General features: G+C 60.5%; 11 protein-coding genes. 3 read left to right on the top strand and 8 right to left on the bottom strand.

The window, feature by feature from the left end:
• Positions 1-5: 5 nt before the first annotated feature.
• From DDF70_RS06745 to DDF70_RS38685, 3 genes are all read right to left on the bottom strand, one after another.
• Complete coding sequence (locus DDF70_RS06745) at positions 6-1,316, bottom strand: HlyD family type I secretion periplasmic adaptor subunit (RefSeq protein WP_114944095.1); 1,311 nt, start codon at positions 1,314-1,316, stop codon at positions 6-8.
• Positions 1,313-3,073, bottom strand: a complete 1,761-nt coding sequence (locus tag DDF70_RS06740) for a type I secretion system permease/ATPase (protein ID WP_114944094.1) — start codon at positions 3,071-3,073, stop codon at positions 1,313-1,315. Before DDF70_RS06740 ends, DDF70_RS06745 begins: the two co-directional genes overlap by 4 nt.
• Positions 3,074-3,221: 148 nt before the next feature.
• Positions 3,222-10,787, bottom strand: coding sequence for a peroxidase family protein (locus DDF70_RS38685; protein ID WP_114944093.1), 7,566 nt, complete (start codon positions 10,785-10,787; stop codon positions 3,222-3,224).
• Positions 10,788-11,303: 516 nt separating this feature from the next.
• On the opposite strand from DDF70_RS38685, the gene DDF70_RS06730 reads away from it, so the two are divergent.
• From DDF70_RS06730 to DDF70_RS06720, 3 genes are all read left to right on the top strand, one after another.
• Positions 11,304-12,602 carry a sensor histidine kinase gene (locus DDF70_RS06730; protein WP_162820242.1) on the top strand — a complete coding sequence of 433 codons (1,299 nt, stop codon included), beginning with the start codon at positions 11,304-11,306 and terminating at the stop codon, positions 12,600-12,602.
• The gene (locus DDF70_RS06725) at positions 12,586-13,248 is read left to right on the top strand and encodes a response regulator (protein ID WP_114944091.1); all 663 of its coding nucleotides are present in this window, start codon (positions 12,586-12,588) and stop codon (positions 13,246-13,248) included. The genes DDF70_RS06730 and DDF70_RS06725 overlap by 17 nt, the downstream gene beginning before the upstream one ends.
• Before the next feature lie 263 nt (positions 13,249-13,511).
• Complete coding sequence (locus DDF70_RS06720) at positions 13,512-14,177, top strand: LuxR C-terminal-related transcriptional regulator (RefSeq protein WP_114944090.1); 666 nt, start codon at positions 13,512-13,514, stop codon at positions 14,175-14,177.
• Positions 14,178-14,340: 163 nt separating this feature from the next.
• On the opposite strand, the gene DDF70_RS06715 is transcribed toward DDF70_RS06720, so the two are convergent.
• The 5 genes from DDF70_RS06715 to DDF70_RS06695 form a co-directional block, all read right to left on the bottom strand.
• Positions 14,341-15,060 (bottom strand): ribonuclease activity regulator RraA, encoded by a 720-nt coding sequence (locus DDF70_RS06715; protein ID WP_205772403.1) that lies wholly within the window; start codon positions 15,058-15,060, stop codon positions 14,341-14,343.
• A gap of 15 nt (positions 15,061-15,075) precedes the next feature.
• Entirely contained in the window at positions 15,076-16,812 is a 1,737-nt protein-coding gene (gene araD / locus DDF70_RS06710) for an L-arabinonate dehydratase (protein ID WP_114944089.1), read from the bottom strand.
• Between the two features lie 51 nt (positions 16,813-16,863).
• Positions 16,864-17,706 carry an ABC transporter permease gene (locus DDF70_RS06705; protein ID WP_425374058.1) on the bottom strand — a complete coding sequence of 281 codons (843 nt, stop codon included), beginning with the start codon at positions 17,704-17,706 and terminating at the stop codon, positions 16,864-16,866.
• A gap of 31 nt (positions 17,707-17,737) precedes the next feature.
• Positions 17,738-18,499: an ABC transporter ATP-binding protein gene (locus DDF70_RS06700; RefSeq protein WP_114944087.1), complete on the bottom strand. Its 762-nt coding sequence runs from the start codon at positions 18,497-18,499 to the stop codon at positions 17,738-17,740.
• A 69-nt stretch (positions 18,500-18,568) separates the two neighbouring features.
• Entirely contained in the window at positions 18,569-19,588 is a 1,020-nt protein-coding gene (locus DDF70_RS06695) for an ABC transporter substrate-binding protein (RefSeq protein WP_114944086.1), read from the bottom strand.
• Positions 19,589-19,653: the final 65 nt, after the last annotated feature.

Below are 19,653 nucleotides of genomic sequence, written 5' to 3'. Positions count from 1 at the left end.
CATCCTTATTCCTCGCGGAATGCTTTGGCCATGTTATCCGCGATGGGCTTCGTCAGATACGAGAAGACTGTGCGGTAACCCGTCTGGATGAAGCCTTCCACCGGCATGCCGGGCATGAGCTTGAGAGTGCCGAGGCGATCCCGCTCTCCGTCCGCGAAGGCCACACGCACCGGGTAATACTGGATGCCCGAGCGCTGATCCGTCACCAGATCGGCCGCAATGAGACTCACCCTGCCCTTGATCTCCGGCGTGGTCCGCTGGTTGAAAGCGGAGAGACGGAGCACCGTGTCGAGCCCGGGCCGCAGCTGATCGATATCCTGCGGCGACACTTTCACCTCGATCGAAAGCTCGTCAGCCTCGGGAACGATCATCATCAGGGGTTCCCCGGCGTTGATGACGCCGCCCACCGTGTGAACCATCGATTGATGAACGAATCCATCCTGCGGAGCCCGGATGTCGATCCGCTTCAACTGATCCTCAGCCGCCACCCGGCGTTCGACCAGCTCCGCAATCTTGGCCTGAACTTCACGCAGCTCCTTCGACACCTCGCTTTTGAGATCCTGTTCGATCTGCAGGATCTGAAGCGCCGTTTCGCTGATCCGGCCTTTCGACTGCGCGATGTTCGAAATAAGCTGTCCGCGTTCACCCCGCAGGCGCGTCTCTTCCCGTTTGAGAGCCGTCACACGGGTGATCGGAACAAGGTTCTTCCGCCACAGCTGCTCGACGCCGCTCAGCTCGCTTTGAATGAGCTGGATCTCGTCGGCCTTCGCAGCCGCCTGAAGATCGAGGCCATCGATCTGCTCCTGCAACTGCGCGATCCGCTCCTTGAGCTGCGCCTTCTGGCCCTCCCGTGCCTCACGACGGGATTCGAAAACGCGGTTCTCGCTTGCGGTCAATTCAACAATATCGGCCTCATCAAGGCGGCTTCTGAGTGCTGCGGGGAAGGTGATTTCATTGAACCCATCCCGCTCGGATTCGAGGCGCCCCTGGCGAGCCGCGAGTTCGTCCAAGCTTTTGGATACCATGGCCAGGTTGGCGCGCGCGACCGTCTCGTCAAGCCGGATCACGATGTCGCCAGCTCGAACCCGGTCGCCGTCGCGGGCATAGATCTCGCCCACGACGCCGCCTGTCGGATGCTGAACCTTCTTGACGTGGCTGTCCACCACCACGGCTCCAGGCGCCACGACGGCTCCGGACAGCTCGGTCACCACCGCCCAGCCGCCGAGTCCGCCGACGAGAAGGAGAGCGGCCGACAAGCCGAGCAACGTATGACGGCGGATGGAAATGCGGGCATTCGCAGTCTTGGCGGGGTTCATGAGGCAACTCCCAAATCTTCGACGACTTTCAGCGGCGTGACGGTTGTGACGCGCGGTTCGGGCGCTTGTGTCGCCGGAACAGGACGCAGAACCTTGCTCAGCACATCCTCCTTGGGGCCGAAGGTCTGCACATGCCCGTCACCCATCACGAGAACCATGTCGACTCCTGCAAGGGCGCTGGGACGGTGAGCAATCACGATCACCACCCCTCCCCGAGCCCTGATGTTCATGATGGCGGCCGTCAGTGCCTGCTCTCCCTCATTGTCGAGGTTGGAGTTCGGTTCGTCGAGCACAACAAGGAAGGGATTTCCATAAAGAGCGCGGGCAAGAGCAATGCGCTGCCGCTGTCCACCGGATAGAGCAGCACCGGCCTCGCCGACCTGCGTTTCATAACCGTCCGGGAGCTGGAGAATCATCTCGTGCACGTTGGCCGACTTGGCAGCTTCGATGATCGTCTCCGGATTCGGATCGGGATCGAAACGCGCGATGTTCTGCGCGACGGTTCCGGCGAAGAGTTCGACATCCTGCGGCAGGTAACCGATGTGGCGTCCCAGATCTTCCGGCAGCCACTGCTCTATCGCGGCTCCATCGAGGCGAACCTTGCCCCGCCATGTCGGCCAGACACCGACGATCATGCGGGCCAGGGAAGACTTTCCGGAAGCGCTCGGTCCAATGATGCCCAGCCCGCTTCCCGCATTCAGTTGAAACGCCACGTCCTGGATGGCGAACCTTTGACCGCCCGGCGCGCCGGTTCCCGCATTCTCCACGGAGAGTACGGATCGTGGCGCAGGCAACTTCAAAGGGGCTTCGCCGCGCGTATTGGATTCGAGAAGAGTCTTGAGCCGGCGCCAGCCCTGGCGGGCGCTCACGAAGCCTTTCCAGTTGGCGATTGCGAGTTCCACAGGCGCCAAGGCCCGCGACGTCAGGATCGAGCTGGCGATCATGATGCCGCCCGTCGCTTGACCGTCGATGACGAGATAAGCGCCGAGGGCAAGGACAGCCGATTGCAGCAGCATCCGCAGAACCTTCGACATGGCGCCGAAGCCGCCGGCCACGTCGGATGTCTTCTGCTGATACGCCAGATAGGTGGCATTGGCCTGGCCCCAGCGGGTACCGATCCGCTGTGCCATTCCCATGGCGTGGACGACCTCGGCGTTTCGGCGTGCTCCCTCGGAAATGCCGTTCCTGACCAGAGCGGCACCGACAGCAGCCTTTGAGGCCTCCCGCGTGAAGAACTCGGTCAGGAGAGTGATGGCGACGAGGACCGCTGCTCCACCCAGAGAGACGACTCCGAGCCATGGGTGAAACGCAAAGCAAATGAACAGGTAGAGCGGCATCCACGGTAGATCGAAGAGCGCCGACGGCCCGCCTCCGGCGAGGAAGGCCCGAAGCTGATCGAGATCGCGCAGAGGCTGCTGCCCGTCGCCTTCGGCCTTGCCGTTGATCGGAGCGGCAAGTTGGCCTTGAAACACCTTTTGACTCAGGTCCTCGTCGAGCGCGGCACCGACCCGGGCCAGGATCCGGCCACGCACCATGTCGAACAGACCCTGGAAGAGATAGAGCACGACGATGATGACGGAGAGACCGACCAGTGTCGGGATGCTGCGGCTGGGCAGGACCCGGTCGTAAACCTCCATCATGAAGATGGAGCCTGAAAGATAGAGAAGATTGATCAAGCCGCTCAGCACCGCGACACCCAGGAAGGCGCCACGGCAGGAAGCGATGATACTGAGACGGCCCTTGAGTGGATTGGTCATCGGCGTAGCCTCGGAAGATTGCACCAGGTGCGGTGCTCAGCTCCAACGTCGAGAAAGTTGCAGCAGTACGTTGGTGTAGAATCCCGCCGGGAGAATTTTGGGGGGCTAACGCTCCCGGCGGGACCATCACGATCTCAGACCAACCGCATCAGAAGATGAAGTCGCTGTTGTCGAGATCGGATGCGTTGACACCTTTCAGGACGAGGACATCGGAACCGTGTGAGATCATCACGTCCTGACCGAGTTGCATCACAATCAGATCGGACACCTTGTCCACGCTAGCGAGGCATCTCGCGTCGATCCTGTCCTGACCGTTTCGGAAGTCGGTGACCGTATCCCAGCCGCCGTTCGTCTCGAAGACGAAGGTGTCCCGACCCGAACCACCGGTCAGCCTGTCGTTGCCGGATCCGCCCACCAGCAGATCATTGCCCGATCCGCCGTTGAGGCTATCCTGACCGGCTCCGCCATGGAGCCGATCATCGCCGGCCATGCCTCTGAGCACATCGTCGCCCGCGCCACCCTTGAGGGCGTTGTTTCCGACACGGCCCGTAAGGGTGTTGTCCAGGGAGTTGCCGGTACCGTTGATGTTGCCCGAACCGGTCAGGACGAGCTTTTCCACGTGAGTGCCGGCAAGCGAGTAGGACACGCTGCTCCGGACGGTGTCGACACCCTGGCCGGCGCGCTCGATGACCTTGTCGCCGGCGCTGTCGACGATGTAGACATCGTTACCCCTGCCGCCATCCATCCGGTCCTTGCCGGTGCCGCCGTCGAGGTGATCGTTGCCGTCTCGACCGATCAGATGATCATTGCCGTCACTCCCATAAAGCTTGTCGTGGCCACTTCCGCCGTCCAATCGGTCGTTACCGCCGTCGCCCTTGAGAGTTTCGCTCCGCGAGCTGCCCTTCAGAACGACGCCAACAGGTGCTTCGGGTTGGGTCGGGGAGATCGGGATCGGATTGCTCGGATTTTCCGTCGTCGGCGTGACAGGATTCGTCGGCGGGGTGGAATCCGTGGGAGTCTCCGGGTTGGCCGGAACCTCGGGTTGCGCCGGGGTCTCAGGTTGGGTCGTCAGCGGGACTTCGCAGAGGTTCGGCCTGCGTCCTCCCTCGCACCGGAAGGTCACCCGGTGGACGCCGCAGGTGATCGTCGTCGTCCCGTCCTCGTTGTCCTCCCACTCGTACTCGTCCGCCTTGCGGCCGGGTTCGAGTTCGATCACGTCCTGCTCCCGCAGCGTACCGATGATGGTATCGTTGCCGCCGTTGGAGCGAAACACGATCCGGTGCGCCGAGGTGAGCTGGGAGATGTCGACCGTATCGGCATCACTCGTTCCATTCACCGTGATGGTGTTCAGAGCCAGACTGGTTCCCGTGAAATCACCGATGATCTGGACAGTGTCGTTCCCGCCCGCATTTCCTCCGACCGGCCCGCCCGGCACCGTGACCTCGCGGGTTCCGATGACGATCTCCTCGATATTGTCGAGTTCGGCGATGACGGAGGTGTTGCCGTTCACCGTGCGGGTGACGACGATCTCCGTGGCTGCGACAAGGTTGGTGATGCCCGCCGCAATCGCAGCATCGCGGGAATACACCCGGAACGTCTCGGACAGGCCGCTTCCGTTCACATCGAACGTATCGACACCATCCCCGCCATCCACGAAGTCGCGTCCATCCTGAGAGGTCTCGAACGTGACACCGAAGATGGTCGTGGAGGTCGCATTCCAAACGACTGTGTCGTTTCCGCCACCGGCCAGGATCGTGTCGTTTCCGGTATGCCCGTCGAAGGTGCTGCCGGCCCCATCACCGATCAGGATGTTGTTTCCTGCCGTACCATCGACCGGGTTCGTGTCGCGTGTCACCGTGACACTGGCCGTGTCGGTACGGACCGGGCTGCCACCATCGCTGACGGTGTAGGTGAAGGAGCCGCCGGCGGTACCCGTATCCGTGAAAGTCACCGAGCCGGGATTCGCCGTCAGCGACAGGTTGCCGAGGCCGTTCGGGTTACTGACGGAGGTAATGTCCAGCGCCGGCCCATCCGGATCGTTGTCGTTCGACAGCAGAACCCATTCCGGAACCACGATCGGTCCGTTCACAATGTTGGTGATGATGGTGTCGTTGTTTGCGTTGACTGGATCGTTGACCGCAATCACGTTGACCGTAGTCGTCGCGACGTTGCTGTCCATGAGCCCGTCATTCACCGTCACCTGGATGACGCGACTGCCCGCAACCGGATCGTTCGAGTCGTTGTCGAACGTCACCGCCTGGATCGCCCTCTGATAGGCGGCCAGGGATGCCGCACCCGCCAGGTTCACGGTGATTCTGCCGGCTACTGAAGTGTCGATGGTCGCGGATATGCCTGCAGGCAATGCACCGACATTGAGCTCGTCGGCTGCCTGGGCGTTGGTCAGCACGATCCGGGCAGACACCATCTGCGCAGCATCATCGACGATCCCGGGATTGCTTGCGATCGCCACAGCCGCACCGCCCTCGGTGAAGGAGGTCGCGTAATTGACCGTCGGAGCGGCTGCCGGGACCAGGACGTTGACCGACAGGTTGTCGATGTTCACGAACTCGTTGAACGCGTTGATGCCCGAGGCCACGAAGCGGATCGCGGCACCTGCCGTGAACGGCCCTGAGATGTCGAAGCCCCGGTTCCCACCATTGGTGTTTCCACCGATGGTTTCGATCAGCGTCCAGGCTGAACCATCCCTGGAGAACCAGACCTCGACCTGCTCGCCGTTGTCCAGCCCCTGCTCGGCGACCGAGTAGGTCAGCCGCGCCGTGGCAACACCCGCGAGGTTCAGGCCGCGCTGTATGCTGGCGCCATCACCCTGGTCGAACCGCAAGGCGCCGTTCGTGATCTGGATCTGCCCGTTGGTCGATGTGGCGCTGCCGTCATCGCCCGTCTCGATCCAGTTGGTCGCCCAGGGCCGGGAACCGTCAGACCGGCTGTAGGACGCCGTGGTGAAGTTGTCCGCATGATTGCCGCCGGCATCGAAAGCATGGAGAGACAGCTTCGGCGGGGTCACGTTCACTTCAACGTCGGCGAAGCGCAGCTTCTCGATGTTGAACAGGCGATCCGTTCCGTCCGAGACCCGGTTGTTGCCGGTGGTCGGATCGGTCTCGACCGTCACCGTCACGTGCTGGACGGTGATGCTGCCGTCGGCATTGCTCGTGATGGTGTAATTCGCCCGAAGGTCGCCGTACACCGCCACGTCGATGGCGCTGTTGTCCAGGTCGCCGTCGACGATCTCGCGGACGATGCTGAGCTGACCCGGGTTGAGGGTTGCGCTGAGCATCAGGGCGTCGAGGGTCTTGCCGCCGAACTGGGCAATTGCACCGGTCTTCGGAGCGCCATAGGCGTAATCGGTCTCGAGGTAGACCTTCTCGGTCATCCCGTCAGCCGTGTAGGTGACGCCGTCCTTGACGATCCGGATGCGTACGTTGAGCCACTTGTCGCCGTCGATGATGTCGTCCCCGGCAAAGCCCTTGATGGTGTCGCTGCCGCCACCGCCGAGGATGATGTCTGCCGCCTGCGAGGTATCGAGCACGATCAGCTCGGGGTTGCCGTCCTTGTCGAGGACGGGGTTGCCTTGCGCATCCACCACCGGGATCCGGGTGCGGTGTGCCACCAATTGATCGAGACCATCGATCAGATGAACGTTCTTCTGCAACAGGTCGTTGGAGAAGGATTCGAGCGGTGAGTTCGGACCCGGGATGGCAGCCGTTCCGGTTGCCTCGGCCCTCGTGTTCACGGCTGCGACGCGCCCGGTGAGAATGTCGTTGTGTTTCCAGCCTGACAGACCCTCGACCAGATCGAAGCGGTCGCGAAGGATAAATGCCTCCTGGTTGTCGAAAATCGGGATACCGAGGTCGGAGTTCGCCGCGGTGGCGTCACCCTTGTGGATGGCCCAGTCGAAGCCAGCCATGCCGTTGTTACGCTGGATGCCTTCGCCCTGGAACATGATGTCGTCGCCGGATTCGGCATCGTAGTCCGTATCGCTGGCGCCGCCATTGAGCACATCGTGACCGATGATGGTGGAATTGAAGAACAGCTCCGAGTTCTCGCCGGCAATGACGTCGAACCTCGCACCACCTTCGATCCAGTCGTCCCCCTCGTTGCCGAGCAGGAAGTCTCCGCCGTCGCCGCCAAGCAGGAAGTCGTTGCCCGTTCCGCCGAAGAGCTGCTTTCCATCCGGACCGGCAATCAGGAAGTCCTGGCCCTGGTTGCCGAAGAGCAGTGCCAGCCCGCTGCCGCCCTGGATGACGTCATTGCCCTCCTCACCGTGCAGCTTGTCGGTCATGCCGATATCGGTGCCGGCATTGGTGATGATGTCGTCGCCCTTGCCGCCATGGATGATGTCGACGCCGTAGCCGGCCTCGATGGTGTCGTTGCCCTCATAACCCCAGACGGTGTCGTCACCCTCGCCAGCCACGATATAGTCGTCCTCGGCGGAACCGCCCATGACCACATGGTCTGTGCCGTTGTAGACGAGGACATCATCGTCGCCGTCGCCGTCGATATCCTTGCGCACCACCAGCGGCGTGAGCGCCTGGAGGATGGGATTGTCCCAAACGGGGTCTGCCGCGATCTGCTTCGACCGGATGATCTCGAGAGTGTGAGCGGGCGTGGCGAAGATGTCTCCCGGAAGCGCCGTCCGGCCCTCGTCGCCGAGGTCGGTGTTGCGCATGATGATGTCCGTCATCGAGTTGTTTTCGAGCTCGTTGAGGAGGTTCAGCCCCTGGACACGGGAGAGATAGTAGAACCGGTCGGCGTCCTGGAGGGCTTCCAGCTGGGCCTCGAAAACGAAGGAGAAGGTCGACCCGAGCATGCCGCCGAAGTCCATCTTCTTCTCGGCGAGGCCGCCGATCCAAAGATCGATATCGTTGAGGCCCGAATTCTGGGCGGTCCAGGCACCTGTGGCATTCAGGAAGTCGAGACGGTCCGCCGGAGCGCCGGTCCCGCCGAGAACGAGCAGCGTCGCCGCTGCCCGCTTGGCATCGAGGGTGGTCGCGGCCTCGATCAAGGGATGCTTTCCATAGGCCGCGATGAAGTTGATGATCGACAGCGAGTTCTGCAGGTTGAGGGCAAAGTCGGTCCAGCTCACATAGGGCTTGAGCTGAGAGTCCTGCCCGGACATCTGGTGGAACTGCGCCCGCGCCTCGTTCAGGGACGGCAGGCCGAGATCGCGGCCACGGGCGATGTTCAAGGCGGCGAGATCGAGCGGGATGCCGACGAGCTGATTGCGCAGCACATGAGTGACAAACTCGTCGATCTCGTTGCCGTGCTGTCGGGACATGCCACGCATGATCGCGCCGGCCGCCTGCTCGTGATCGATGGTCACGTTGCCGTTGGCGTCGGTCGCTCCGAAGCCAAGCGGATTGAGGAACCCGTCGAACAGCTTCATCGAGAACGGGTTTCCGTTGGCGTCGATCGTATCGATATTCTCGTTGAGCATCGAGTGGCCGAAGCGGTACACGGCCTGGGCGAACTCCGCAAAGATCGCCGGATTGATGTCGACCGACGGTTCGAACACGAAGGCGTCCACGTCGGGCTGCATCTTGCGGGCGAATTCCTCGAAGACGAGGTGCTGATACTCCATTTCATTGGTGAAGCGGGCAGCCTGGAACAGGCGCTCACCATCCCACTGAAGGCCGTTGATGGCTGCGGGATCCGTGGGAATCGACGAGACGGGGACGCGCAGCCACTCGTTCAGGAAGGCGAGGTCCCCGCCGGAGAGGATCACCGACTTGACCTGCTCGACGAGATGGTTGTGCTCGGAGTGGAAGACGTGATGGATCGCGGTCAGGCCGACATTCTCGTTGCCGCGGCCGTCGCCCGTGATGTAGTGCGCGTCGAGCAGTTCATTGTCGTAGGCCGTGTTCGATCCGCGCGAGTTCACGAGCCCGGTCGTGCTCCCGTCCGCATTCGCATAGCCAACGGCGCTGTCACCGTCGTTCCGAAGGACGCCGCCCACGATGACAGGCACCGCCGCGTGCGCGATGTCGTCGAGGAAGGCGTGTCCGGTCAGGACGGCGTTCACGAGGCTCACCGGCGCGTCCGGCGTGCCCGAGATCACGACGTCGTCGGAAGTGTTCGGAATACCGTCAGGGCCGAGGCCAACGATGACCTGCGCAAAGCCCGTCTGAGGGTGGGGAATGAAGTTGCCGTAAGGGTCTGTGCGCAGCAGCGGCACCTTGCCGACATTGGCATCGGTCAGGTCGACTCCGAGCATCGTGCGCGCCTGCTCCTTGACGTCGGCCCAGGTGGCAAGCCCTCTATCGCCGTCGAGCAGCCTGCCGGTGGCAACGGTCTTGCCGCTCGCGTCGGTCGTGTATTCCCGCAGGAAGACCTGGTGCGAGGCATGCGAAGTGTAGGTCTGATTCTGGTCGACCCACGGCGTGGTCACGTTGACGGTATCTCCGTCCGCGTCGCGGCTGGCCCGTGTCATCACCATGAAATTGGTGTGAGGGGTCGCCGGATTGTAAAGCGGGTCATCCGGCGACAAGGGGATATAGACCGTCCCGCTGCCACCCTTGGAAATCAGGTCGAGGCCATGGTCGAAGAACTGCCCGAACAGGGTGAACAGCGAATTGTAGGGAGCGGAGTCGCCGATGTCGGGAGCGACGTTCGGGATCAGGACGGTGTTGCCGTCCATCTGGATGCCGAGCTGGGTCAGGAGAGTGCTCAGGGCCGTCTCGGCCGTCGTGACGGCAGCAGAGTCGGACTGGGCCTGGGTCTGAGCCTGCGTGAGAGCCAGCGTGGCGGCTTGCAGCGCGGTTGCTGCCTCAGCCGCATGCGTCGCGGCCGCCTGCGCGGCAGTCGCGGCATTCTGTGCCGGCGTTACGAGTGCATCCGCGGCGGCCGTCTTGGTGTTCAGGGTTTCCTGGGCCGAAACGAAGGCCGAGAGCGCCGCATCGTATTCCGCCTGCTGTTGGTCGGTGGGAATGCCGTCGAGGAGCAGGGCGTTGAAGGCAGCAAAGGTTTCGTTGACCTCAAGCTGTGCGCCGGCCTTCTCCTCGTTTGCCGTCGCGAGCGCCGCCTGCGCGGCTTCCGCCGCCGCCTGAGCATTTGCGGCTTCATTGCTGGCCGTCGTGGCAGCGGTCTGGGCCTCAGCCTTGGCTGTCACGAGCGCCGGAATGCCACCCGACGTGGTGTTTGACGTCTGAACGGCTTGCGCGATCGCCGCGCGGGCGGCCTGGATCTGCGCGATCGCGGTCATCTGGGCAGCGCCCTCAATGCCGGCATAGGTCAACGCCGCGCTGATCGCGGCGGGGTTGTTCAAGGTCTGGTCGGCCACAAGGTTCGAGATGAGGCGCGGATCCGCATCGACGACGGTTCCTGGTTGCAGCATTGGGGAGCCCGTGGCCGATCCAGGCGTGTAATTGTTGTTCGTCAGCCATACCGGGTTGGTAGGCGTGCCGAACATCATCGAGTCGTCCCCCTCGTTCAGGTAATCGGGGTTCGACATCTCAGGGAATGGCTGGTCGGCCGCGCCCAATGTCTCGCGTCCCTCGACGAGATTGTTGTACGTGCCGTCGACGGTGCGAAGTCCATAAGGCAGCAGGTGAGCTTGAGTGGGCGTGGTGGCGGCATTGGGATCGAAACCTCCGGCCTCCGCCACAAGTGCACTCAAATCCTCACCGGCAGCGTGCCGTTCTGCGATCTTGATCTGCTTCAGGATGTACTCGAGATCGTGCTTGACCAGATTCACCATTGTCGTCCCCTCCAAGTCGTCGCCGCAATGTTGACGGCACCTGGACACATTCTGGGCAAATTAAGGGACTTTTAACTATACGGCCTGAGGTCCGACTCCGCGGTCTGGCCCATCGGTCCGATGATGGTCTCAAGCACACCTTGGACCATGGTCTGGAAGCCGACTATGGTCCGATGTCGACCTGACATCGCTTACGCGAAGCGGGACAAAATCTTTGACATTGCGCCCCTTCCCCTGAACACACGCCTGGTGTTCACAGATCAGGTTGTCCGACGGATCTACCTCTTCGGGATAGTATTTACCCACGAGGAGGCTCGGCTCTAGATTAGAAGATCTCTAGATCCTGACCCTATATGAAGAAGGCAACGGTCCGGGGCCCAGGGGATCGTCGCGGTGTATGTTTTCAGGAATAGAAGGTCTGGCAAACCGTCAGGGGCAAGACGTCGGAAGAGGAGGAGCCTTGCCCGACAATTTCTCCTGGTCGCATTCGCAGTCATGCTGACTGGAATGTTTGCCATGGGCACTCTTGTCTCATGGCAGATCGAGAAGAGTGTCGCCGAGGTCAAGGCCGCATCCACAGCACTCTATATCAACACCTTCATCGCACCACATCTTCAGGATCTTTCCGGCAGCGTTCTCTCGCCCGGCAGCATCCAAGGCCTGAACCAGGCGATGGAAAGGCCCGATTTCCAGGCAAGCATCACCTCGGTCAGAGTTTGGAACCACGACGGATTGATTGTTCACAGCAGTGAACCTGATCTCATCGGCAAAAAATTCACCCCTCCTCCCGCTTCGCGAAAGGCTTGGGCCGGAACGATTGCCGCAGAGTTCGACGATGTTCCCGGAGACGAGGAGATTGCCGAACAATTCACCGGACTTCCTCTTCTCAAGGTCTTCGCTCCCATTCGGAACTTTGAGACAGGCGGCATCATCGCCGTCGTCGAGTTTCATGAGCGTGCAGAGAGGTTGAACTCCGAGCTCATCGCATCGGAATGGAAAACCTGGCTCGCAACGGCCTTGATCACCCTGAACATGATGGGATGCCTGTTCGTCATTGTGGCCAATGGGAGCAAAACCATTGACCGACAGCGTGCGACGCTGAAGGAGCGTGTCTCCCAGCTCTCGGAGTTGCTTCGTCAGAACCGGGTCCTCCAAGCGCGGATCGAGCGCGCAGCTCAGAATGCCACGGAAGACAACGAGCGCCTGATGCGGCAAATGGGATACGATCTTCATGACGGGGTCGCGCAGCTTATCAGTCTGGCGCTCCTGCGCCTCGATCGTGTGCAGGGGATAGAAGGCGACCGTGAAAACCTGCAGAAGATTCAGAAGGCTCTTGCTGATGCGCTCACCGATACGCGCAATATCTGCAAAGGCATGCTTCTTCCGGAAATTCAAACTCTGACGCTCAGAGATGCATTGATGTTCATGATACGCCAGCATGAACGCCGAACGGGAACGACGATCGCTTATCGAATAGCGGATCTACCAGACAGCGCACCGCAATTCGTTAAGATCGCTCTATGCCGCTATGTTCAGGAAGGTCTCAACAATGCCTTCAAACATGCCGATGGCCAGGAGCAACAAGTCGAGGTCTGTTGGGATGGAGCGACAGTGACCGTCGAAGTCGCGGACAAGGGGCCAGGCATGTCCGATGGAAACATCACCAGGAGCGAGCCGCGCCTGGGGTTGGCCGGCCTCAAGGATAGAATTGAAAGTATCGGAGGAGCATTGAGCATCAAGAGCATTCCTGGCGATGGAACGCGCATCAAAGCATCTCTACCCTTGGTGAATGTAGGGAATGCGGATGCAGCCTAGAATCCGGGTTGGGGTCATCGACGATCACCCACTTTATAGAGACGGGGTCGTGTTCGCTCTGGAGTCGGAGAGCGACATCGAGGTTATTGGACAAGGGCAAAGTGCTCAGGATGCACTTCAAATCGCCCAGGAGCATAGTCCGGACGTTCTTCTTCTGGATATGAACATGCCGGGAGGAGGCATCAATGCCGTGTCGAAGATCGCGCAAAGTTGTCCAACGACCAAGACCCTGATGCTCACCGTCGTCGATGATGAGGATGAAGTTCGAAGCGCCTTGAGGAAAGGAGCCAAGGGGTACCTCCTTAAAGGCACGGGAAGTTCAGAACTCGTGAATGCCGTCAGATCGATTTACCGGGGCCAAAACTACGTCTCGCCGAGTTTTGCCGCGCAACTCATCATGTCGAGAGGAGTTGGCGACAGCATCTCTCCGGATCCAGTGCGGCGATTTCCCGAGCTTTCAGACCGTGAAGAGCAAATCTTGATGCTTATCTTTCAAGGGTTCAGCAATAGATTGATCGGCGATGAACTCGGACTGACTGAGAAGACCGTTAAAGGATACGTGACGTCAGTCATGGATAAACTTCAAGTTCGCAATCGCGTGGAAGCGGCTATTCTGGCTTCAGAACGAATATCCGGAAAGCGGTAGCGTCAATGGCGTCGGTCCCCTGGATCAGGTCCTGACACGTTCCAGATCTGCATCCGCTTCTAAAGAGGCAATTCATACCTCTTCGGGGATAACACGTAAGGGATCTGCAAGGTCGCATCCTGTCACTTCATAGATATTGCTGCATGCAACCTTGAGTGAATATTCTTAGGGTGGGATGAGGCTCAATGAGATCGTCATCGGGCACATGAAAATCGGCTGCTTGAGTTGTTGGCAGCGCATCATATTGGATCTGGGGGGCTCCAATGACAGAAAATATTCGCGTCTGTGTCATCGACAGGCATCCGCTCTTCCGGGATGGCGTGAGCCTTGCCCTGAATTCTCAACCGGACATCAAGGTTATAGTCCAAGGCACATCGGTCTGGGATGCAATCGACGTCGCCCAAGAAAACGCTCCTGACATGATTGTCCTTGATGCCGGCGTGTTGGATCCCAGCATGGGGGCCGTAGAATCGATCCTCCAGCACAACCCTACCATTCGCATCGTCATCCTTTCCGACGAGGCAGACGAAGAGCATGTCTATAGCGCCTTGAAGCGTGGCGTGCGTGGCTATCTGCTGAAAGGCGCTTGCAGCAAAGAGCTGATACAGACAGTACGGGCGCTGCATCAGGGGCAAAATTTCATCTCGCCCGGCCTTGCTGCAAGACTTCTGATGAGATCGGGACCGAGCGGCACCAACGAAGCTAAAGGCTCGGGTCCTCTTCCCCCTCTGACTCCCCGCGAGCAGCAGATCCTCTCGATCCTGGTTCAGGGACGAAGCAATAAGGAGATCGGCAACAAGCTCGAGCTGAGCGAGAAGACGATCAAGCACCACCTGACCAACATTCTGCAGAAGTTGCGCGTTCGCAATCGGGTGGAGGCAGCCCTCCTGGCTTCCAACCACCTTCCGCAAAGCATGCTGGCCTCTTAGTGCATCGGACGTGAACTCGAACTCAGGTCCAATGCTCTAAGGCCTTGTCTTTAGGATCTTTACACGCGAAACCGGATCCCGTTTTCTGCACGAGTCGATGCGCCAGCTAAGGGACGATCATCGGAATCGATCCCAAAGTGGGGCCCACCTTAACGTCGATGCTTTAGCGGCCCTTCTCCTTGCGCCAAGCCGCAAAATCCGCGTGGGTTCGCTCATCCGTCGGTGGATAGAGCCCCAGGATGGAGCGGCCCTTCATGACCTCTTCCTGCACGAAATCCTCGAATGCGGTCATCTCCACGGCCTCGCCGGCAATCTCGTCCGCCAGATAAGCCGGAATGACGACGACGCCCTCGCCATCGCCGACGACCACATCGCCGGGCCACACTGGCACGTCACCACAACCGATCGGAACATTGATGTCGAGCGCCTGGTGATGGGTGAGATTGGTCGGAGCGGAGGGGCGGTTGTGATAGGCCGGAATGCCGAGCCGCGCGATTTCAGGCGAGTCCCGGAAGCCGCCATCGGTAACAACACCAGCGACACCCCGCTTCATCAGGCGTGATACCAGGATCCCACCGGCCGAGGCTGCGCGGGCATCCTTGCGGCTGTCGATCACCATGACCGCGCCAGGGGGGCACTCCTCCACGGCCTTGCGCTGGGGGTGAGAGCGATCCTGAAACACGCTGATCGGGTTCAGATCCTCGCGAGCGGGAATATAACGAAGCGTGAAGGCCTCACCCACCATGTTTCCGAGGTCGGGGTTGAGCGGGCGGACATCCTGAATGAACTGGTTGCGCAGGCCACGCTTGTAAAGGGCAGTACACAGCGTTGCTGTACTGACAGTCTTCAGCTTCTCGCGGGTCTCCGGCTTCAACGTGGTCATGATCCTCTCCATATGTCAGTAGATGGCGGGTTCTCCGGCGGGCGCACCGAAGCTGGTTTCCAAGAAATCGAAGTCGCAGCCTTCGTGAGCCTGCTTGATGTGCCGCGTAAACATCCAGCCATAGCCGCGCTCGAAGCGAGCCTCTGGTTTCACCCACTCCACGCGGCGTCGCTCCATCTCGTCGCCCGATACATTGAGGTCTATGGTTCGTGCCGCCACATCCACCGAGATCATGTCGCCGTTCTTCACCAGAGCAAGGGGCCCTCCGACATAGGCCTCCGGTGAGACATGAAGAATGCAGGCACCATAGCTCGTACCGCTCATGCGGGCATCGGACAGGCGCAGCATGTCGCGCACACCCTGCTTCACGAGCTTCTTCGGGATCGGCAGCATGCCCCATTCGGGCATGCCGGGCCCACCTTGCGGGCCCGCATTGCGCAGAATCAGGATGTGATCGGCGGTGACTTCCAGGTTCTCGTCGTCGATGGCGGCCTTCATGGACGGGTAGTCGTCGAAGACGAGAGCCGGTCCGGTATGCTTCAGATAGCGTGGATCACATGCGCTCGGTTTTATCACGCAGCCGTCCGGGGCAAGGTTTCCTTTGAGAACCGCCAGCGCTCCCTCGGCATAAATCGGATTGTCGACGCTGCGTATGACGTCATCATTGAACACCTCCGCCCCGGCAATATTCTCGCCCAGGGATTGACCGGTCACGGTCAGAGCATCGAGGTGAAGATGATCCTTGATGCGGGTCATCAAAGCCGGCAAGCCGCCAGCATAATAGAAATCCTCCATCAGATACTTGTCACCGCTCGGACGCACATTGGCAATCACCGGCACTTTGCGGCTTGCCGCCTCGAAGTCGCCGAGGCCGATCTCCTGTCCCGCGCGGCGCGCCTGAGCGATCAGGTGAATGATGGCATTGGTCGAACAACCCATTGCCATGGCAACGGCGATGCCATTCAGGAAGGCCTCCCGGGTCTGGATCCGGTCCGGCGTCAGATCCTCCCATACCATTTCGACGATGCGCCGTCCGCATTCGGCACTCATGCGCACATGGTTGGCATCGGGAGCCGGGATCGAGGATGCCCCCGGCAGGGTCATTCCAATCGCCTCTGCAATCGCCGTCATCGTGGAGGCCGTGCCCATGGTCATGCAAGTGCCATGGCTGCGGGCGATACCCGCTTCCATATTGAGCCAGTCCGCGTCCGTGATGGTCCCGGCGCGGCGCTCATCCCAATACTTCCATGCATCCGACCCGGATCCCAGGATCTTGCCCTTCCAGTTGCCGCGCAGCATAGGCCCAGCAGGCAGATAAATGGCCGGCAGCCCCGCACTCGTGGCGCCCAGGAGAAGCGCAGGCGTGGTCTTGTCACAACCTCCCATCAGCACGACCCCATCGACCGGATGGGACCGCAGCAGTTCTTCGACGTCCATAGCCAGCATGTTGCGGTAGAGCATGGTCGTCGGCTTGACGTATTGCTCAGCAAGGGAAATTCCCGGCAATTCTACCGGAAAGCCTCCCGCCTGGAGGACACCGCGCTTCACATCGTCGACACGCAGCTTGAAATGGGCATGGCACGGATTGATGTCGGACCAGGTATTGAGGATGGCGATGACAGGCCGGCCGACCCAGTCCTCCGGGGCATAGCCCATCTGCATCATGCGGGAGCGGTGACCGAACCCCCGCAGGTCATCGGGCGCGAACCAGCGCGCGCTCCTGAGCGATTCAGGCGTCTTTCTAGCTGTCATGGTGCGAACGCTCATTGAATTGGAAGAAAATGGGAAGGGCCGAGCGCAGACTCAGCTCTGGAGGCCCCACTTCCGGATGGTCTTGCGCTCGATCGTCCTGAAGATCAGATTCTCGACGACGAGACCGATGATGATGACGGTCAGAAGCCCTGCGAAGACGGATGGGATGTCGAGCAGGTTGCGGTTCTCGAAGATGAACCAGCCCAGTCCTCCCTGCCCCGACGATACGCCGAACACGAGTTCCGCCGCGATCAGCGTGCGCCAGGCAAAGGCCCAGCCGATCTTCAGGCCCGTCAGGATCGATGGGAAGGCGGCAGGGACCAGGATCTTGAAAACATAGGAGAGCCCCTTCAGACCATAGTTCCGTCCGACCATGCGCAGCGTCTGCGACACACCGAGAAATCCGGAATGGGTGTTGAGTGCCACGGCCCAGAGCACCGAGTGGATCAGCACGAAGACCAGGCTGCCGTTGCCGAGGCCAAACCAGATAAGAGCCAGGGGCAGCAGCGCGATGGCTGGCAGCGGATTGAACATTGCCGTCATCGTCTCGAGGAAATCCGTGCCGATGCGGGTGTTGATGGCGAGAATCGTCAGAATCGCCGCGATGGTAACGCCCGCCGCATAACCCATCAGCAGAACCTTGAGCGAGGTCCATGCCCGGAGCGGGATTGTTCCATCCATGATCCTGTCAGCCATGGCGGACAGGGTGTCACCCAGGGTCGGGAAAAGGAGCGGATTGTCGAGGTAGCGACCGTAGACCTCCCAGACGATACCGAGGAAGATGATGATGGCCGTCTTGCGGACGAAGCCATTCCCCCAGGCGAGTTCGAGAGTGCTGAGCTTGCGCTCGACCGCACCCGTATGCGCCTGCGCCGCACCCGTGTCGGCGCGCATCACGATCTGTGCATTGCTCATGAGCGTGCTCCTAATGTTCTGCTTCGTCGGCGAACAAAAGCTCGTGGATATGCTTCTCGAGCTGCCCGGCGCTCCCGTCCGTGGGCGAAACGCGGTCTACGTCGTTCACTTCGGCCTTCACACGGCCTGGATGGGGAGAAAGGAGCAGAATGCGGTTGCCGATCTTGATGGCCTCCGCGATGGAATGGGTCACGAACATCACGGTGAATTTCGTGTCTTCCCAAAGCTGCAGAAGCTCATCCTGACAGGTTCTCCGGGTGAGCGCATCGAGTGCGGCGAAGGGCTCATCCATGAGCAGAATGTCGGGCTCCATCGCCATGCCGCGGGCGATAGCAACGCGCTGCTTCATGCCACCGGACAGGGTATGCGGATAAGAGTCGATGGCTCTCGTGAGATTGACCTTCTCGATATAGGCACGTGCCCGTTCCTCGGCCTCCTTGTGCGACAGCTTACGGGCCGCGAGCAAGGGGAACATTACATTTCCAAGGACAGTCTTCCAGGGAAGCAGTTGGTCGAATTCCTGGAAGACCATCATGCGATCGGCACCAGGCTCGGTAACCTCGCGCCCCTTGATGCGGATCTTGCCTTCGCTCGGGCTCAGATAGCCGCCGACGGCCTTGAGCAATGTGGACTTGCCGCATCCGGACGGTCCGAGCAGGACGAAACGATCGGATTGATTGACCTGAAAGCTGACCCTGTCGGTCGCCGTCACGAGGACGCTGGGCGTTTTGTAGCGCAGTGTCACGCCACTGACATCGAGAAGAGCGGACATGAATGATTGACCTAAGATACAGACACGATAGTGCGCCCCTCCCCTTGCGGGGCGCACGGGCGCAGTTCATCAGCTGCCGTTGAGATCGTGCGCGATCGGCAGGTAGAAATCCTTCCAGGATTTCGGCTGTGTCTTGAGCGTTCCGATCTTATAGAGATGATCGGCAAACTTCATCGTACCCTGCGGCTCGAGGTTCCATTCCATCATGCCTGGCTCCTTGAGCCATGCGAGCAGATCTTCGGAACTGGTCTTATCGCCTGTGATTTCCTTATAGATCTCGACTGCCGCCTTCGTATCGCTGCGAATGAAATCCTGAGCCTCTTTGGATGCCGCGCGAACGGCCTCGATGACCTTGGGATTGGCTTCGGCGAACTTCGTCGTCGTGAAGAACTGGCCCTGCGTGAGCGGCCCACCGATGATGTCCGGCGACTGCAGGATGATGCGTGCGTTCGGCACGGTCTTCATCTCGATGTACTGGAAAGGCGGCGCAGCGAAGTGGCTCTTCACTTCGTGCTGAGGATTGGTCATGGCCACGACGGCATCGGGATGACCGAGCTGAACGGTGTTTGCATCGAGCTTCGACCACTGATCCGCGCCGAACTCCTTGGCGCTCGCCATCTGGAGAAGGATCGCCTGGGTCGAAACCTTCACAGTCGGCACGGCTATCTTATCGCCGGGACCGAAATCCTTCAGTGATTTGATCTTCGGATCATGCGTGACGAAGGCCAGCGGCAGGGCGGAAGACGCCACGATGCCCTTTACTCCGCCCTTTGTCCGGTCCCAGAGCAGAAGCAGATTGCCGACACCCGTATTCACCATGTCGACACCGCCGGACAACAACGCATCCGTCTGCGCGCCGCCGCCGCTGAAGGTGATCCACTTGGTCTTCAGCTCAGGCAGACCGAGCCGGGCGGCATGCTTCTCGATGAGCTGCTGCTTCTCGATGACATGCGTCGGCAAGTAGATAATGCCGGGCTGGCGCGTGATGGAAACCTCATTCTTCTGCTGCGCCGAGGCGGCGCTCGCAAGCGCAACCACGCCTAAAGCAGCCGCTATACCGGCGCTTAAGCGCCTTATCTGTCTCTTCATGGCATTTCCTCAAGGTACGCTCCTCTTGGCGGGAGCCTTGATGGCCTTATTCGGCCGCTAAGCCG

Origin of the sequence: Microvirga calopogonii (genome assembly GCF_003347665.1) — a bacterium.
Taxonomy (GTDB): domain Bacteria; phylum Pseudomonadota; class Alphaproteobacteria; order Rhizobiales; family Beijerinckiaceae; genus Microvirga; species Microvirga calopogonii.
This window is presented reverse-complemented; position numbering and strand designations above follow the sequence as displayed.

Coding starts and splice junctions, on each gene's coding strand:
- DDF70_RS06700 (WP_114944087.1), bottom strand. CDS start 18,499: ATGTCCGCTCTTCTCGATGTCAGTGGCGTGACACTGCGCTACAAAACG.
- DDF70_RS06740 (WP_114944094.1), bottom strand. CDS start 3,073: ATGACCAATCCACTCAAGGGCCGTCTCAGTATCATCGCTTCCTGCCGT.
- DDF70_RS06725 (WP_114944091.1), top strand. CDS start 12,586: ATGCGGATGCAGCCTAGAATCCGGGTTGGGGTCATCGACGATCACCCA.
- DDF70_RS06705 (WP_425374058.1), bottom strand. CDS start 17,706: ATGCGCGCCGACACGGGTGCGGCGCAGGCGCATACGGGTGCGGTCGAG.
- araD (WP_114944089.1), bottom strand. CDS start 16,812: ATGACAGCTAGAAAGACGCCTGAATCGCTCAGGAGCGCGCGCTGGTTC.
- DDF70_RS38685 (WP_114944093.1), bottom strand. CDS start 10,787: ATGGTGAATCTGGTCAAGCACGATCTCGAGTACATCCTGAAGCAGATC.
- DDF70_RS06720 (WP_114944090.1), top strand. CDS start 13,512: ATGACAGAAAATATTCGCGTCTGTGTCATCGACAGGCATCCGCTCTTC.
- DDF70_RS06695 (WP_114944086.1), bottom strand. CDS start 19,588: ATGAAGAGACAGATAAGGCGCTTAAGCGCCGGTATAGCGGCTGCTTTA.
- DDF70_RS06730 (WP_162820242.1), top strand. CDS start 11,304: ATGGGCACTCTTGTCTCATGGCAGATCGAGAAGAGTGTCGCCGAGGTC.
- DDF70_RS06715 (WP_205772403.1), bottom strand. CDS start 15,060: ATGACCACGTTGAAGCCGGAGACCCGCGAGAAGCTGAAGACTGTCAGT.
- DDF70_RS06745 (WP_114944095.1), bottom strand. CDS start 1,316: ATGAACCCCGCCAAGACTGCGAATGCCCGCATTTCCATCCGCCGTCAT.